The sequence below is a fragment of the Streptomyces sp. NBC_01317 genome, assembly GCF_035961655.1.
Classification (GTDB): Bacteria; Actinomycetota; Actinomycetes; order Streptomycetales; family Streptomycetaceae; genus Streptomyces.
In genome coordinates, this window is record NZ_CP108393.1 from 2,126,738 (window position 1) to 2,144,118 (window position 17,381).

A 17,381-nucleotide genomic window follows, 5' to 3' on the forward strand; every position below is an offset into this window, starting at 1 on the left:
CCTCCTAGGGATGTGGGACATGGGTCAAAGGTGGGGGCGGGCCAACAAACAGGGGGACGCAAAGGCGTCGCCTCACGGCGACAACCTCTCCGCCGCCTCCCCCTCCGACAACGCGTCGATCTCCGCGATCAGCAACTCCTCCACCCGCGCCGCCAAGTCGGAGAGCACCCGGTGGTCGAACACGTCCCGGATGCTGATCTCCAGGCCCGCCACCGTGCGGATCCTCGCCGCCACCCGCGTGACCCGCAGCGAATCGCCGCCGAGGGAGAAGAAGTCGTCCAGGGCGCCCACCCGCTCGACCCCCAGCACCTCCTCCCACAGCTCCGCGACGAGCGCCTCCGCGTCCGTGCGGGGAGAGACGAACGCGGGCGCCGCGACGGAGGGCCCCGGCAGCGGCAGCGCCGAGACGTCCGGCTTGCCGTTGACCGTCAGCGGGAGCCGGTCGAGGACCGCCAGGCCGCTCGGCACCATGAAGGTCGGGAGCAATCCGGAAAGGTGATCCAGGAGTTCGGCCACGCGCGGCGGCGTCGCGCCCGGCGACGGGACCACGTAGCCCAGCAGCCGCCCCTCCCGCACGACCACCACCGCCTGCGCCACCGCCGGGTGGCTCGTCAGCGCGTGTTCCACCTCGCCCGGTTCGATCCGGTAGCCGCGAAGCTTCACCTGTCCGTCCGTCCGGCCGACGAACTCCAGCTCCCCGTCCGGCAGTCGGCGCACCCGGTCGCCCGTGCGGTACATCCGGCTGCCGTCCGCCGCGAACGGATCCGGCAGGAAGCGCTCCGCCGTCAGGCCGGGGCGGCCCGCGTAGCCCCGGGCCAACCCGCGCCCGCCGAGGAAGAGTTCGCCCTCGGTGCCGTCGGGCACCAGCCCGAGCCGTTCGTCCAGCACATAGCAGCGCACCCCGGCCAGCGGCCGCCCGATCGGCGGCCGGGCCACGACACCCCCCGAAGGCGCCGACAGGTCCGCGCTCGTGGCGATCACCGTCGCCTCCGTCGGACCGTACGTGTTCACCAGCCGGACCCGCCCACCGTGCCGCGCGTGCCACCGCGCCAGGACGGTGCCGTCCACGGCCGAGCCTCCCAGCACCACCAGCCGCAGATCCGCCGGCCAGGTGAACTCGTCCTCCATCAAGACCAGTTCGTGCCAGTACGCGGTCGGCAGGTCGAGGACCGTGACGCCCGCGCCCTCCGTCGTGCGCAGGACGTCGGGCAGCGTACGGGAGCCCCCGGGCAGCAGGACGCAGCAGGCGCCGGACGCCAGGGCGGGCCAGATCTCCTCGGCGTGGGTGTCGAACCCGATGGAGGCGAACTGGACGATCCGGTCGCCGGGCCGAAGGCCGTACCCCTCACCGTCGGCCGTCCCGGTCGCCGACGTCCCGGTCATCCACTCCACCCGGTCGGCCAGCGCACCCTGTTCGACCACGACCCCCTTGGGCCGGCCGGTGGACCCCGAGGTGAACAGCACGTACGCCGGATCGCCCGCCGCGACACCCGGCCACGCACCGGCGGACGGATCCCCCGCCGGGACCGCCCGGACCGCTCGGACCGCCGACGTGTCCGGCCACTCCGCAGGCACGGAGAGCGTCGGTATCCCCAGGTCAGGCCCCTCCCCCGCCGTGATCAGCAGCCGCGCTCCCCCGTCCGCGACCAACTGCCGCAGCCGATCCGGCGGATACGCCTCATCCAGCGGCAGGTAGCCACCGCCCGCCTTCCACACCGCGAGGAGCGCGATCACCAGCGCGTAGGACGGAGGGATCCGTACGGCGGCGACCCCACCCTCCAGCGGGCCGATCCGTGCGGCCAACAGCGAGGAGCGGCGGTCCAGTTCGGCGTACGAGAGAGTGTCGTCGCCGAGCGCCAGCGCGGGCGCGCCCGGCCGCAGGGCGACCTGTTCGGCGAAGCGGGCCGGTACCGTACGGCGGCCGGGGTCCAGCCGGGGCCCGGTGCCGCGCGCGAGCACGGCGGCCCGCTCCGCCGCGTCGAGCAGCCAGTCGCCGTGCACGGGCAGCAGCGGATCCGCGGTGGCCCGGGTCAGCAGGGTGCGGTAGCGCCGGGCCAGGGTCTCGACCGTCGACCGGTCGAACAGCTCCTCGTCGTACGAGAAGGAGCAGGTCAGCCCGGCCTCCGTCCGCCATGTGTCCAGCAGGAGATCGGCCTTGGCCCGGTCGAAGCCCGAATCCAGGGACAACAGGGTCACCTCAGGCGGGAGTTGGGGTTCGGCGGCGCCTCCCCCTGTCTCGTGCTGGCTCTGGAGCACGAACAGCGTCCTGAACGGCAGCCCGCCGGGCGGTTCGCCCAGATCCGCCGCCAGCCGCTCCAGCGGCACGTCCTGGTGGGCGAGCGCGCCCATGGTCGCGGACCTGACGCGCCGCAGCACCGTACGGAAGTCCGGGCCACGGCCCGCGTCCCCCCGCAGGTCCGCGCGGATCACGGCGGTCCGGGTGAAGTAGCCGATCAGCGCCTCGTGCGCCACGTCGGGCCGGCCGGCCAGCGGCGTACCGACCGTGAAGTTGTCCTGACCGCACCAGCGGCCCAGCACGCTCTGGTAGGCGGTGAGGAGCACCATGAAGGGGGTGCAGCGCTCCTGCCGGGCCAACCGGTCCACGGCGTCCGTGAGTTCGGGACCGAGTGCGAGATCCACAAATCCGGCGGGCCGCCGCGGATCCGCCGGCCGGGGGCGGTCCAGCGGCAGCCGGAGCGGCTCGGCGCCCGCCAGCCGGTCCCGCCAGTGGACGTACGCCTGCTCCTGCTCATCGGGGCCCAGCCGCGACTCCTCGGCGCGCGCGTGATCGCCGTACTGGATGGCCAGGACGGGCAGTTGGGGTACGGAGTCCGTCAGGGCGGCCCCGTACAGCGTCAGCAGTTCGTGCCAGAGCACCCCGGCCGACCAGCCGTCGCCCGCGATGTGGTGCAGCACGAGGCACAGCGCGTGCTCGTGCTCCCCCGCGCGGACCAGCACGGCGCGCAGCGGCGGTCCCGCGGCGAGATCGAAGGGCGTGTTGACGTACGGCGCCACCGCCCCGGTCAGCACCCGCTCGACGTCGTCCTCCCCGGCCGGGGACACGTCGTGGCGGACGAGCGGGACAGGGGCGGGCGGGTCGACCACCTGCCGGGGCCCGTCGCCGGCCACCACGAACCGGGTACGGAGGATCTCGTGCCGGGCCGTGAGGGCGTCCAGGGCCGTGCGCAGGGCGCGGACGTCGAGCGGGCCGCGCCAGCGCCGTACGAGATACAGGTGGTAGCCGGTGTCGGCTGGATCGAGCTGTTGCAGGAACCACAGCCGTCGCTGATCCACCGTCAGCGGGTAGTCGGTCGTGGGACGCACGTGGTGTGTCGGGATCGGCGTCGGGTCAACGGCCGCTGTCATGGGCCACCTTGTCCTTCGTACGGGCTAGCAGGGTCTCCAGTCCGACCAGGTCGTCGGAGACGGCGTCGGGCACCTCGCGGTCGAACCGGGCCAGCACGGGGATCCGCAGGCAGATCACCGCGAGCAGGGCCATCGCGAGGCCGAAGAGCAGATAGAGCAGACCGATCCCCCGGCCCTCGCCGGTGCCGATGACCTGGCCGACGGTGCCGGCGAGCGCGCCGTGCTCCTCCATCAGCGGTTGGAGCAGGCCGGGTGCGAGCGGGGCGATCACGGCGAAACCGACCGGCAGGGTGGACCAGGCGACCATGGTGTTGACGGCGATGATCCGCCCGTGGAAGCGCAGCGGCACCTTGGTCTGGATGATCGTCGCGTACGTGCCGTTGAGCAGCGCGAGGCCGAGCGTCATCCCGAACGCCCCGAGGGCGACCAGCGGCAGCGAGGGCCGCAGCCCGGTGAGGACGCAGGCGACGGCCAGTCCCGCCGTCGCGTACAGGACACCGCGCAGCCGGTGGTGGCGGGGGCCGCCCCAGATGAGCAGGGTGAGGCCGCCGACCACCGCGCCCGCCCCCGCCGCGACCGCGACCCAGCCGGTGGCGGCCAGGTCGGCGAAGGAGAGCACCAGCGGGGTGGTGAGGAGGAAGAGCGGGGACAGGAAGATGTTGAGGGCGGCGAAGAAGAGCAGCATCGCGCGGAAGTGGCGGCTGCCGAGCGCCCGCCGGAACCCGCCCTTGATCTCCTCCAGCACACTCTCCCTGCGCACGGCGGCCATGGCCTTCGGGAACCGTACGGCGAGAGTGATCGCGACGGCGGCGGTGTAGCTGACGACGTCGAGGACGAGGATGCCGCCGAGTCCGATTCCGGCGAGCAGCCCGACGGCGAACAGCGGGACGAGGAACTGGGCGAATCCCAGGGCCATTTGGGTCACGCCGTTGGCGCGGCCGAGGAAACGCTTGGGTACGAGTTGGGGCACCGACGAGCCCCAGGCGAAGCGCTGGAAGACGAGGGCGAGGGAGAGCAGGCCGATCAGGGCGTAGGCGTGCCAGACCTGGAGGCTGTCGGTGAGGTAGAGGACGAGCAGGGCGGCCTGGGTGGCACCGGCCGCGAGGTCGCCGGCGAGCATGACCTTGCGGCGGTCGCTGCGGTCGACGACGGCGCCGGCCAGGGGCGCGGCGAGGATGCCGGGGACGAGGGCGCAGGCGGCGAGCAGGCCGAAGCTGGCGAGGGAGCCGGTCCTGAGGTAGATCCAGATGGGGAGTGCGAACTCGGTCAGGGCCGAGCCGATCATCGAGACCTGCTGGCCGGTGGCGACGGCCAGGAAGCGGCCGAGGCTGGGGCGTACGGTCGTACGGTCAGCGCGCTCGGCACGGTCGGCGTCCACCCCGGCGACCGGGGCCGGATCCGTGCCCCCCTCCCGCGACACTCCCTCCAGCCACCACGTGGCCCCGGGGGTACGGGCATGGCGCCGGTCCGCGCCCTCCGCGACGGCCGGGGCCACCTCGGTGAGGACCACGGCCAGTTCCTCCGCGCGGTACTTGAGGAAGAAGTGCCCGGCCTCGTCCAGCACCACCACTCCGGTGGTGTCGGTGAGGCGGTGCCACTCGCGGTAGCGCTCCTGGTAGAACTCGGTCGCGGGGTCACGGTCGCCCGCCACCGCGATGACCGGGGCCCGCAGCCGGCCGCCCTCGGTGCGGAACAGCTCCCCGAAGTAGCGCTCGGCCTCCTTCGTGCCGGAACGCCGGTTGTGGACGATCAGCCTCAGCTGCTCGGAGCTGAAGTCGTCGGTGTCGAGGCCCGCCGCCGTCAGGGCGTTGACCATGTCCTGGTCGCTGCGCAGCCGGTCCACGAACGCCGAGAAGCGTTCCGCGAGCGCGGCGCCCCGGCTCTCCGGACGGGCGAAGGGGAAGATGCCGCCGAGGTGGACGGCGTCCACCACCCGGCCCGCCGCCTCCAGCCGCCGCGCGACCTCGACGATCAGCATGACCCCGAGCCCGCAGTGGCCGTAGAGGACGATCCGGCCCTCGACGCCGTCCAGGATCTCCTGTGCCGTCTCCGCCGCCACCTCGTCGAACGGCCTTGCCTCCTCGCCCAGTTCGTGTCCTGGTACGGCGAGCGAGTGCAGGGCCCAGTCCGCCGGGAGCGCGTCCGCGAGGGGTTTGTAGATGAGCGCGCTGCCGCCGCCGTAGGGCGCGCAGATCACACTTCCGGTGGTGCGGGTACGGGGCGGGGTGAGCCGGTGCAGGAGTCTGCGCGGGCCCCGGTCCTCCTCGGAGGAGCTGAGCAGGGCGGCCAGCGCCCGTACGGTCGCGTGCTGGAAGAGGTCCATCACGCCCAGTCCGGCGGCCTGTTCGGGCAGGGCGCGGCGCAGCCGGGCGACCACCTGGGTGGCCATGAGCGAGTGGCCGCCGAGGACGAAGAAGTCGTCCAGCGCGCCGATCCGCTCCACGTCGAGCAGGTCGGCCCAGAGGGACGCGATCAGCTCCTCCGTCCCGCCCTCGGGCGGGACGTGCTCCCCCGTACCGGCGCCGCTGTCCTCGGGGGCGGGCAGCGCGGCGCGGTCGACCTTGCCGTGCGCGAGCAGCGGGAGCCGGTCGAGGACGACGTACCGCGCCGGGATCATGTAGTCCGGCAGGAGGTCGAGCAGGCGGGTGCGCAGTTCGGCCGGGGCGGGCGGCTCGCTGTCGCCCGCGCGTTCCAGGTAGCCGACCAGCTGTTGTCTCACGCCCTCGCCCCGGGCGACGACCACCGCCTGTCCGACGCCGTCCACGGCGCTGAGGGCGGCCTCGATCTCGCCGGGCTCGACGCGGTAGCCGCGTACCTTGATCTGATGGTCGGCGCGGCCGAGGAACTCCAGCTCGCCGTCGGCCCGTTGGCGTACGAGATCGCCCGTACGGTACATCCGCGCGCCGGGCTCGCCGGTGAACGGGTCCGGCACGAACCGGTCGGCCGTGAGGTCGGGGCGGCCGAGGTAGCCCCGGGCCAACCGGTCGCCGCCGACGTGCAGTTCGCCGGTGACCCCGGGGGGTACGGGCCGCAGCGCCGCGTCGAGGACATAGGTCCGCGCCCCGGCGAGCGGCCGGCCGATCGGGGTGGAGCCGTGGGGCGGGCCGTCCGGGGTGACCTCGTGGACGGTGACACCGACCGTGGTCTCGGTGGGTCCGTAGTGGTTGAACACCGCGCACCGGCCGAGCGCGGCGAGACCGCTCGCCCAGGCCGCCGAGGACGCCTCGCCGCCCAGCACCAGCGCCTTGCGCGGCAGGAGCCGCTCGGCGGGTGCGTCGGCCGCCAGCGCGGCCAGGTGGGAGGGCGTCATCTTGAGGTAGTCGATGCCCGACTCCTCGATACGGTCGGCGAGTTCGGCGCCCGATATACGGCGTGGCAGCAGGTGCACGTGGCCGCCGGTGGACAGGCCGAGGTAGAGGAGGGTGATGCTGAAGTCGAAGGCGAGCGACTGGAGCAGCCCGTACGACCCATGGTCCTCGATGCGCAGCCGCTCCCGCGCGCCCGCGAGGTAGGTGAGGATCTGCCGGTGCTGGACGGCCACCCCCTTGGGGGTGCCGGTGGATCCGGAGGTGTAGATGACGTAGGCGAGGTCGCCGGGGCCGGCTGTCTGAGGCAACGGCTCGGCGCCTGCGGCGGTCTCCGCCGCCGGGTCCGGATGGAGCACGCGCCCCCGGAATCCGGGGGCCTTCGCGGCCAGTACGGGATCGGTGACCAGCACCGCCACACCGGCGTCGGCGAGCAGGAACTCCACGCGGGCGGTGGGCTGTTCGGGGTCGAGCGGCAGGTACGCGGCGCCGGCCTTGAGGACCCCGAGCATGGCGACGGCCAGCTCCGGGGACTGCTCCAGGCAGAGGGCGACCACCGCGCCGGGGCCCACGCCGAGCGCCCGGAGCCGGTGTCCGAGTCCGGTCGCGCGGCGTTCCAGTTCCCCGTACGAGAGGCTGTCCCGGCCGTCCGTGAGCGCCACGGCCCCGGGGGTCTCCGCCGCCGCCCGGGAGAGCAACTCGGAGAGCGTGCGAGGGATTTGGACCGTGAGGGCCGGTCCGGCGGACCAGGCGGCCAGCCGGGCGCGCTCACCGTCGGCCAGCAGGGGCAGGGCGCCGAGCGTGCGTCCCGGGTCGGCGAGGGCGGCGGTCAGCAGCACCTCGAAGCGCTCGGCCAGCCGCTCGACCGTCGCGGCCTCGAACAGGTCGGTGCGGTAGGTGAACAGGCCGTACACCCCGCCGTCCGCCTCGTCCCGCAGATACAGCGCGAGGTCGTGGTGGGTGGTGGTGGCCCGGTAGCCGAACCCCTCCGCGTGCGGCGCCCCGGTCGCGGCCCCGACGGCCGACTCGCCGTAGTTCTGGAAGGCCAGGGTGGCCTGGAAGACGGCGGCGCGGCTCACGTCACGCTCCACCGCGAGGTCGCCGACGATCTGCTCGAACGGCACCTCCTGGTGCGCGTAAGCGTCCAGGGTCCGTTCCCTGACCTGCCCGAGCAGGCGCGCGAAGGTCAGGTCGGGGGTGATCCGGGCCCTGATCGGCAGCATGTTGACGAAGATGCCGACCAGCGGCTCCAGTTCACTGTGCAGCCGGCCCGCCACGGGCGAGCCGACCGCGAAGTCCCCCTGGCCGCTGTGGCGGGACAGCAGGGTCTGGTACGCGGCCATCAGCACCATGTAGCGGGAGGCGCCGTACGCCGCCGCGACCTCGGTGATCCGCTCGGACAGGGCGCGGTCCCAGCGGAACTCGTGCGCGGCGCCCTCGAAGGTGAAGGTCGGCGGGCGCGGCCGGTCGACGCGCAGCTCCAGCGCGGGCACCCCGTCGAGTTCGGTCCGCCAGTGGTCGCGGGAGGCGGTGAGGGTGCCGTCGGCGAGCCTTCCGCGCTGCCAGGCCGCGTAGTCGCCGTACTGGAGCCGCGGTTCGGCCAGTCCGTGCGGGGTGCCGTGGGTGTGGTGGGCGTGGAGGGCGTCCAACTCCCGCTGGAGGAGGTCGATGGACCAGCCGTCGCAGACGATGTGGTGCATGACGAGCGCCAGGACGTGGTCGTGCTCCTCGATCCTGACGAGCAGGACCCTGAGCAGCGGGCCTTCCGCCAACACGAAGGGCCGGGCGAGCAGGTGCTCGACCGCCTCGGCGGCCCGGGCCTCGCGTACCCCGGGATCGGGCTCCTGGCTCAGGTCGAGGAACTCCGCGCCGAACGGGGCCGGTTCGGCCACCACCGCGTGGGCCGTGCCGTCCTCCGTCGCGGGGAAGACCGTACGGAGCACTTCGTGCCGGGCGACCAGATCGGTGAGCGCGGCGTCCAGGGCGATCCGGTCGTACGGGCCACGGATGCGGCGAGCCGGGGCGAGGGTGTAGGCGGTGGATCCGGGGGTGAACTGCTCCATGAACCACAGGCGTTCCTGGCCGCTGGACAGCGGTGGCGCGGTGCCCTCGGGTCTGCGGTCGACCGTACGGGCCCGGCCCCGGCCGCCGCGCAGGCGCTGGGCCAGCAGGGAGCGCTTGGCCTCCGACCACTCCGTGGTCGGGGGGTGTGTTTCTGTCATCGTCGTCCTGTTCAGGTCAAGATCGCCGGAGCTGGGCGCCGGGGGCGGCGGGCCAGGGGCGATGCCGTCGGCCCTGCGGTGGGGCACAGGGGACGCGGTGGACACAGGGGACGCGGTGGGGCGCGGGGGTCGAGCGGGGCGGGGTCGAACGGGGTGGGGTCGAACGGGGTGGGGTCGAACGGGGTGGGGTCGAGCAGGGTGGGGTCGAGCAGGGTGACGGTCGAACGGGGGCGGATGATGCCCGAGAGGTCCGGCGGGGTGGGGGCCGGCGAGGTGGGGTCCTCTGACGCCGTGGAGGGGAGGGGCCGCGCGATCAGCGCGACGCGCTCACCACGCGGGCGATCCCCACCACCGTCGGGGTGTCGAAGAAGACGTCGAAGTCCACCTCCACACCGAGGGATTCACGGATACGCGCGGCGATGCGGATGATCGTCAGCGAGTGGCCGCCCAGATCGAAGAGGTCGTCCTCGGGGTCGACGGCCGGCAGGTCCAGCACCTCGCACCAGATCGCGCACAGGGCCGGGACCACCCCGTCCCCGGCGGAGGCGGTCGGGACGGCGGCGGGCGCAGCGGCGGCGGAAGGGGTGAGGGGGGCCACCTCCCGTACCGACAGCGCGCGCCGGTCGAGCTTGCCGTTGGGGGTCGTCGGCAGCTCCTCCAGCGTGACGTACCGCTGGGGACACATCACCGCCGGCAGGGTGCGCCGCAGGTGCGCGCGCAGCGCCCCGGCGTCCGGCGCGCCCCCTGCGGGCACCACATACGCGACCAGTACGGGACCGTCGGCGCCGCCCTCGTACACGGCGACCGCCGCCCGCGCGACCGCCGGGTGCTCCAGCAGGACCGCCTCGATCTCGCCCAGCTCGATCCGGTGGCCCCGGATCTTGACCTGCTGGTCGATCCGGCCCAGGCAATCCAGTTCGCCGTCGGCGGTGCGGACCGCGAGGTCACCGGTGCGGTAGAGGCGGGACCCGGGCGGCCCGTACGGGTCGGGCACGAAGCGGTCCGCGGTCAGCTCGGGCCGGCCGAGGTAGCCGAAGGCGAGACCGTCCCCGCCGAGCAGCAGTTCCCCGGCCTGTCCGACCGGGACGAGCCGCAGGTGCCGGTCGACCACGTGGGCGCGGGTGTGCGCGATCGGGCGGCCGATCCCGACCCGTACCGGATCGGCGGGGATCTCGGCGCGGGTCGACCAGATGGTCGTCTCGGTCGGGCCGTAGACGTTGAACAACCGCCCCACCAGAGAACGGAGTTCGCGCGCGAGAGGAAGGGACAGCGGCTCACCGCCGGCCAGGGCGGTGAGCCCCGCGAGGTCCGCCGCGCCCGGCTCCGCCGCCAGCAGCACCTGCCAGCCGGTGGGCGTGGCCTGGGCGTGGGTGATCTCCTCGTCGCGGACGAGCCGGAGCAGGCCGGGTCCGTCGGTCGCCAGGCCGTCCCGGGCGAGCACCAGCCGCCCGCCCGTGATCAGCGGGAGGAACAGCTCCAGCGCCGAGATGTCGAAGGAGAGCGAGGTCAGACCGAGCCAGACGTGCCCCGGCCCCGACCCCAGCAGTCCGGCGAACGAGCCGAGGAGGTTGGCGAGGGCCCGGTGGCCGACCGCCACCCCCTTGGGGCGGCCGGTGGAGCCCGAGGTGTAGAGGACGTACGCGGTGTCCGTCGTCACCGCGCGGGCCTCCGGCTCCCAGGTCACCGCCGCGCGGTGCACCACCGGGAGTGCGAGGTCGTCCAGTAGCAACACCGGTGTGGTGGCGGCCAGTTCGGGGGCGGGCGGCCGGTCCGCGAGCAGCAGGGAGGCGCCGGAGTCGGCGGCGACGAAGGCGAGCCGCTCGGCGGGGTAGCCGGGGTCCAGCGGCAGGTAGGCCGCTCCGGTGAGCAGGACGGCGAACAGGGCGACCGGGAGGGCGGAGGTACGGTCCAGATGGACGGCGACCAGGTGTCCGGGGCCGATCCCGCGCGCTCTCAGCACGGCGGCCAGGGACGCCGAACGGGCTTGCAGGGTACGGAAGTCGAGCGTCGTGTCCGTGGCGGTGACGGCCACGGCGTCGGGCGTCAGCTCCGCCTGACGCTCCATCAGGTCGACCACGGTCAGGCCGCCCGCGAAGCCCTCCGGGAGCCGGGCGTCCGGTCCGGGTCCCGGCGCCTGCCAGGTCTCCGTGAGGAGGCGCAGTTCGTCTCCCGCCAGCAGGGGCAGATGGGCGAGCGGGCGGTCCGGTGTGGTGAGCGCGGCGTCGAGCAGGGTGGTGAAGTGTCCCGCGATGCGCTCCGCGGCGTCCGGGGGCACCACGGCGGGGTCGTACTGGAACACGATCAGCGTGCGCGCGGGCTCCTCCACGACCTGGAGGTTGAGCGGGGAGCGTGCGGCGCGGTGGAAGACGGCCCGGTCGACCCGTGTCCGCGCGCCCTCGAAGTGCGGGTCCGCGCCGGATCTTCGGTAGCTGAAGGTGACGGGGGTCAGGCCCACGCGCGGGCCGAGTCCGCGCGCCACGGCTCCGTACGGGACCGCGCGGAAACGGTAGAGCGTACGGAGATCCTTGCGCAGCACCGCGGCGAGGTCGGCCAGTCCGGTGGTGTCGGGGTCCACGGCCGGTGCGCGGACGGGGAGTTCGTTGACGTACAGGCCGACGGCGTCCCGCTGTTCGGCCGTGCGGGTGGAGAGGGACACACCGACGGCCGCGTCCTCGTTGCCGTACCGCAGCAGCAGGGCGTGGACGGCGGCGAGCAGCAGTTCGAAGACGGTCACGCCGGCCTTGTCGGCCGCCGCGCGCAGGGCGTCGTGCGCGGCCCCTTCGAGCCACCGCTCCACGCTCTCCCCCGCCCCGGCGGCCCGCGCGGAGACCTGGGCCGCGGGGCGGACCCCGGGCAGCAGGACCGCTGCGTCGACCAGACCTGCCGCCGCGTCCTCGCCGTACCATTCGGCGGCTTCCCGTACGACCGATTCCGGGGGCTCGGCGGACGGCGGTGCGGCGACAGCTGTAAGAACTGGCTCCTCGCCCCGCAGCCGCGCGGTGTACGCCTCCGCCAGGTCGGTGAGCAGGACGTCCTTCGAGGTGCCGTCGAAGACGGCGTGGTGGGCGACGGTCAGCAACTCCGCACTGCCGTCGCCGTGTCGGTAGAGGGTGGCCCGGATCAGCGGACCCGTGTCCAGCCGGAAGGGGCGGGCGATCTCGGCCTCGACGCGCTTGGCGTAGGCGGCCGTGGTGTCGGCGCTCGCGTCGGCCACGGTCAGGGAGGGCCGCGAGGGCGCGGGCACCGAGCCGAGCCGGCCGTCCCGCTCCACCAGCGCGCACGCCAGGGCCGGATGGCGGTCGACCGTGTCCTCCCAGGCCTGGGCGAGGGCGTCCGGGTCGACCCGGTCGAAGACCGTACGCACCGGCATGTGGTAACAACGGCCTGCCAGTTCCAGGCGCTCGGTCAGCCAGACGCCGTACTGAGCCGCGCCGGCCGGAGAAAAAAGAGGGGCAACGTTCTGTTCAGGCATCGTCGCTGCTCACTTCTGCCGCGTATTGCGTGCCGCAATGGTCCAGACCTGTGCAGAGATTGACATAGGAAAATGCAGGCCGTCAAGACAAACCGTGAACTACTCCGACGGCCCCCAACTCTTCATGTTCTGCGGTGATTTGAGGGCCGGGACATTACGGTCCCAGGCGCTGAACGCGGACAGCCGCCCCCGGCGTCACAGGAGTGACGCCAGGGGCGGCTGTCATGCCGGCAGCGGGAACCCGCCTCGGCTCAGGGCGTGCGCGCGGGCCAGGAGCAGCCCTGCCAGACCGTGTTCCAGCCGGAGTTGCCCCCGCCGTCGGTGAGCGCGAAGGTGCCGGCCGGGTAGGGGCAGTTGTAGATCCCGGCCGCCCCGACACCCGTGGCCTTGACGTTGCTGAGCCGCGCGCTGCCCGCGGTCTCCGCCTGGACCGCCACGGTGCCCACCTTGGTGATGGTCGCGCCGTTGATGTTCACGTTCCTGACGGCCTTGCCCGTCCCGCCCCCTGAGACGAACTGGAAGGCGCTGTACGGGCTGTTGTCGAATGTGGTGTTGTTGATGTTGACCGTCGCGTCGATGGCGCTGTCGTACGCGTCGACCCGCAACGCACCATGCGGGTGGCCCCAGTTGGGGTTGAGCGCGCCGGTCCGTACCAGTGTGTTCCCCGAGACCGTGATGGTGCCGGCCAGCGGGAAGAAGGGGTCGGCGAACTTCTGGTTGGAGATCGCTATCCCGCTGCCCAGGGCGTTGGTGTCCTGGATCTGGTTGTTGCTGACGGTGATGTCGCGGCCGCCGTAGATCGCCACACCGTTGGCCAGGTTCGGCTGCGAGATGGTGTTGTTGGCGAACGTGCTCGACGCGTTGGTCGAGTTGAGCGACCACATGGCCAGCGAGTCGTCGCCCTGGTTGCGCAGGAAGTTGTTGCGCACCTGGACGCCGTTGGCCCCGCCGTTGAGGTTGAGGCCGTCGGCGGTCGTGTCGAGGATGCGGTTGTTCTCGACCACCAGGTTGTTGTTGTTCCCCATCAGCCAGAAGCCGACCTTGAGGTGCTGGATCCACACCCCGGCGACCACCGAGTTGGGGCCGAGCGAGCCGTTGACGAAGTTGTCGGGGTTGTTGTCGACGCGCTCGGTGACCTCGCCGAGGACGGCGAAGTCACGCAACTGCACCCGGCCGGTGGGGGCACTGGACTGGTCGATGAACCGGGACGTACGGATCACCGAGTGCCAGCTGCCCGCGCCCTTGATCTGGACGTTGTCCACCCCGCTGAGCGACTGCGTCAGCCGGTAGGTCCCCGGCGGGACCCAGACGGTGCCGCCGCGCGCCGCGTTGATGGCGTTGCGGAAGGCCTGGGTGGAGTCGCCCGCGCCGCTGGGGTCCGCGCCCTGGGAGACCACGGAGACGGACCCGGCCGGCGCGGCGGCAGCGCCCGCGACCTGTTCGAAGTCGGCGATGTCCACGGTGGTCTGGACGCTCGGGACCAGCTTGACCTTGGCCCCGGCGGCGAGGTTCTGGCCGAGCAGCAGGCGGGTGTTGTCGAAGAAGTGGTGTGTCTTGGCCCCGGCGATCCAGGGCGTGTTGATGTACGAGTACTTCGACGTGACCGGGAGCGTCTTGTTGATGCTCTGCCCGTTGACGTACACCGCGAGGGTGCCGGACTGCCCGTCGGGCACGCTGTACGCGACGTTGAGGGCGTTGGCGGCGGCCGGGAGGGTGAACTCGACGCTCTGGCCCGCGTTCAGCCGTACCGCCTGGCGGCCCGACGCCTCGGAGGCGAGGGAGCCCTGCGTGTAGTCGGGGCCGATCTTCGCGCCGTTGGTGGTGGCGCTCTCGGCCTCCACGGACCGGAAGGGGAGACTCGCGCCGGCGGCGACCGCCGCGGGAGCGGCCCCCGTCGCGCCGGCCTTCACGGGTGCCGCGGCCGTCGCCGTGGGGGCGACGAGGACAAGTCCCGTCGCGGCGACCGCCACCGCCGCGGACAGTGCGGTGGCCATGTACCTGACATGTGCATGCATGTGCGGATCCTGCACCTTTCTGTGGGGGGATGGAGGCGTATGCCTCCGCTCGCCGCTCCGCGCCGTGGGACGGCACGGAGCGGCGAGTGGTCGTACGGGGCGGCCCGCGAGGTCAGGCCCGCAGCCAGGCCGCCGTGTCCTGCGGGAGGCGCCCGCCGCCGTCCAGCGGGTTGCTGGTCAGCAGGACCGCCGAGTGGGCCGGCAGGTCCACGGGCTCCGCGCCCAGGTTGAGGACGCAGATCAGGCCGTCGGCTCTCGCGAAGGACAGCACACCGGGCGCCGCGTCCAGCCAGTTCACGGGACCGTCGCCGAAGCCGGGCTCGGTCCGCCGCAGCCGCAGCGCCGCACGGTAGAGGTTCAGCATCGAGGTGGGATCGGCCGCCTGGAGATCGGCCGCGTACGACGCCCAGGACGCGGGCTGCGGCAGCCACGGCTCGGCCTCCGAGCCGAATCCGGCGTACGGCTCGTCCGCGACCCACGGAAGCGGTACGCGGCAGCCGTCGCGCCCCGGGTCCTTGCCGCCGGAGCGGAAGTGCATCGGGTCCTGGATGCGGTCGAGCGGGATGTCCACCTCGGGCAGGCCCAGTTCCTCACCCTGGTAGAGGTAGACGGCGCCGGGCAGGGCCAGCGACAGGAGCGCGGCGGCGCGCGCCCTGCGGGTGCCCAGCTCCAGGTCCGTCGGCGTGCCGAAGGCCTTGGCCGCGAAGTCGAAGCCGGTGGCCTCGCGCCCGTACCGCGTCACCGTGCGGGTCACGTCGTGGTTGCAGAGCACCCAGGTCGCGGGCGCTCCGACAGGCGCGTGTTCGGCGAGCGTCTCGTCGATCGCGGCCCGCAGCAGCGCCGGGTCCCACGGACAGGCCAGGAACTTGAAGTTGAAGGCCGTGTGCAGCTCGTCAGGGCGCAGATAGCGCACGAAGCGCTCGGTGTCGGGCAGCCACACCTCGCCGACGAAGATCGCGTCGTACTCGTCGGCGATGGCCCGCCACGAGCGGTAGATGTCGTGCAGTTCGTCGCGGTCCACGAACGGGTGCGGGTCGCCCTCCCCGAAGTCGGGCAGCGCCGGGTCCTTGGCGAGCAGCGCCGCCGAGTCGATCCGTACGCCCGCGACTCCCCGCTCGAACCAGAAGCGCAGCACGTCCTCGTGCTCCCGGCGCACCGCCGGATGCGCCCAGTTGAGGTCGGGCTGCTCGGTGGCGAAGAGATGGAGGTACCACTCGCCGTCGTCCAGGCGGGTCCAGGGGGTGCCGCCGAACTCGGACACCCAGTCGTTGGGCGGGATCTCACCGCTCTCGCCGCGCCCGGCCTTGAAGTGGAACAGCTCGCGCTCGGGACTGCCGGACCCGGCGGCCAGCGCCGCCTTGAACCAGGCGTGCCGGTCGGAGACATGGTTGGGCACGACGTCGATGATCGTACGGATGCCCAGCTCACGTGCCTCGGCGATGAGCTTCTCGGCCTCGGCCAGCGTGCCGAAGGCCGGGTCGATGGTGCGGTAGTCCGCCACGTCGTAGCCGCCGTCCGCGAGCGGCGACAGGTACCACGGGGTGAACCAGAGGGCCTCGACGCCCAGTTCGACCAGATACGGCAGCCTGGCCCGCACTCCCGCGAGATCCCCGGTGCCGTCTCCGTCACCGTCGGCGAAGCTCCGTACGTAGATCTGGTAGATGGCGGCGTCCCGCCACCAGTTCGGGGCGGCGGGCTCCAGAGGGCTGCCTTCCATGCGATGTTCCTTTCGGGCTGGTGCGTTGGCCCTCACGGCGGTGCCTTCCGTGACGAGACGAGGGTGGTGCGTGGGGAGCTGCGCACCGCCGCGCCGCAGCGGGGACTGAATCGGCGCGGCGGTGCGCAGGATCGTCGGCCCGGCCGGGGAGGGCCGGACCCTGGAGCCTGTCCGCGGTGGTGCGGGACACCGGGGACGCCAGGTGCACGGAGGGACGACGAGGCAGGGGAGAGCTGCCTCACGGTGCGAAGGCTTCGGCAGGGTGAGATGAGGGGGGTGAGATGAACGGGGTGATGCGGTGCGGGACCGATCCTGGCCGGGTCAGCCCTTCGTACTGCCGGCGCTGATGCCGGCGATGATGTGGCGCTGGAACACGAGGAACATCAGCACCATCGGGATACTGGCGATCACCATGGCGGCGATCAGCACCGACAGGGAGATGTTCTGCGACAGCTGGACGAGCGCCACGCTGATGGGCTGCTTGTCGGTGTCCGAGAAGACCATCAGCGGCCAGAGGAAGTCCTGCCAGACCGCGACCAGCGCGAAGATCGACACCACGCCGAGGACCGGCCTGGACATCGGCAGCAGGATCGACCAGAGCGTCCGGAGCTTCCCCGCCCCGTCGATCTCCGCCGCCTCCAGCACGTCACGCGGGATCTGGTCGAAGAACCGCTTGAGCAGATAGAGGTTGAAGGCGTTGGCGACGGCCGGCAGCCAGATGCCCAGCGGGTCGTTGAGCAGGCTGGTGTGGATGAGCGGCAGGTCGGCGACGGTCAGGTACTTCGGTACGACCAGGGCCTGGGCCGGCACCATCAGGGTGGCGAGGATGCCGCCCAGGATGACGTTCCCGAACGCGGGCTTCAGCTTGGACAGGGCGTAGGCCGCGGCCGTGCAGAAGACGAGCTGGAGGATCCAGGCGCCGGAGGCCTGCACCACCGTGTTCCACAGATGCGTGGGGAGGTCCATCAGCTCCCACGAATCGGTGTACGCGCTGAGGCTCCAGGTCTTCGGGATCAGCGTCGGCGGTGTCTGGACGAGTTCGTCCGGCGACTTCATGGCCCCCGTGACCATCCAGTACACGGGGAACAGGAAGGCGAGGACGAAGGCGAGTACGACCCCGGTGAAGACGGTCCAGTAGACCGCCCTGCCCTTGGCGCTCGCGAGGGCGAGCGGGGACACGAGGGTACGTACGGCCGGTCCCGCGGGACGTTTCCTGGCCGCGAGGTCGTCGGGAGACACCTCCCGGGGAGGCGGCGCGATCTGGGTCATGGCGCTGCGCTCCTC

General features: G+C 72.7%; 6 protein-coding genes. All 6 read right to left on the reverse strand.

The genetic code is table 11. The features are described from left to right. Positions 1-72: 72 nt before the first annotated feature. The gene (locus OG349_RS08910) at positions 73-3,366 is read right to left on the reverse strand and encodes an amino acid adenylation domain-containing protein (protein ID WP_327234107.1); all 3,294 of its coding nucleotides are present in this window, start codon (positions 3,364-3,366) and stop codon (positions 73-75) included. Then, the gene (locus tag OG349_RS08915) at positions 3,350-8,893 is read right to left on the reverse strand and encodes a non-ribosomal peptide synthetase/MFS transporter (RefSeq protein WP_327234108.1); all 5,544 of its coding nucleotides are present in this window, start codon (positions 8,891-8,893) and stop codon (positions 3,350-3,352) included. Before OG349_RS08915 ends, OG349_RS08910 begins: the two co-directional genes overlap by 17 nt. A 313-nt stretch (positions 8,894-9,206) precedes the next feature. Next, positions 9,207-12,365, reverse strand: coding sequence for a non-ribosomal peptide synthetase (locus tag OG349_RS08920; protein WP_327234109.1), 3,159 nt, complete (start codon positions 12,363-12,365; stop codon positions 9,207-9,209). A 251-nt stretch (positions 12,366-12,616) separates the two neighbouring features. After that, on the reverse strand, positions 12,617-14,380 hold the full coding sequence (locus tag OG349_RS08925) for a glycosyl hydrolase family 28-related protein (RefSeq protein ID WP_442806222.1): 1,764 nt from the start codon (positions 14,378-14,380) through the stop codon (positions 12,617-12,619). A 112-nt stretch (positions 14,381-14,492) separates the two neighbouring features. Then, positions 14,493-16,097 carry a glycoside hydrolase family 13 protein gene (locus OG349_RS08930; RefSeq protein WP_327234110.1) on the reverse strand — a complete coding sequence of 535 codons (1,605 nt, stop codon included), beginning with the start codon at positions 16,095-16,097 and terminating at the stop codon, positions 14,493-14,495. Between the two features lie 321 nt (positions 16,098-16,418). Beyond that, positions 16,419-17,366, reverse strand: a complete 948-nt coding sequence (locus OG349_RS08935; protein ID WP_327234111.1) for a carbohydrate ABC transporter permease — start codon at positions 17,364-17,366, stop codon at positions 16,419-16,421. Positions 17,367-17,381: the final 15 nt, after the last annotated feature.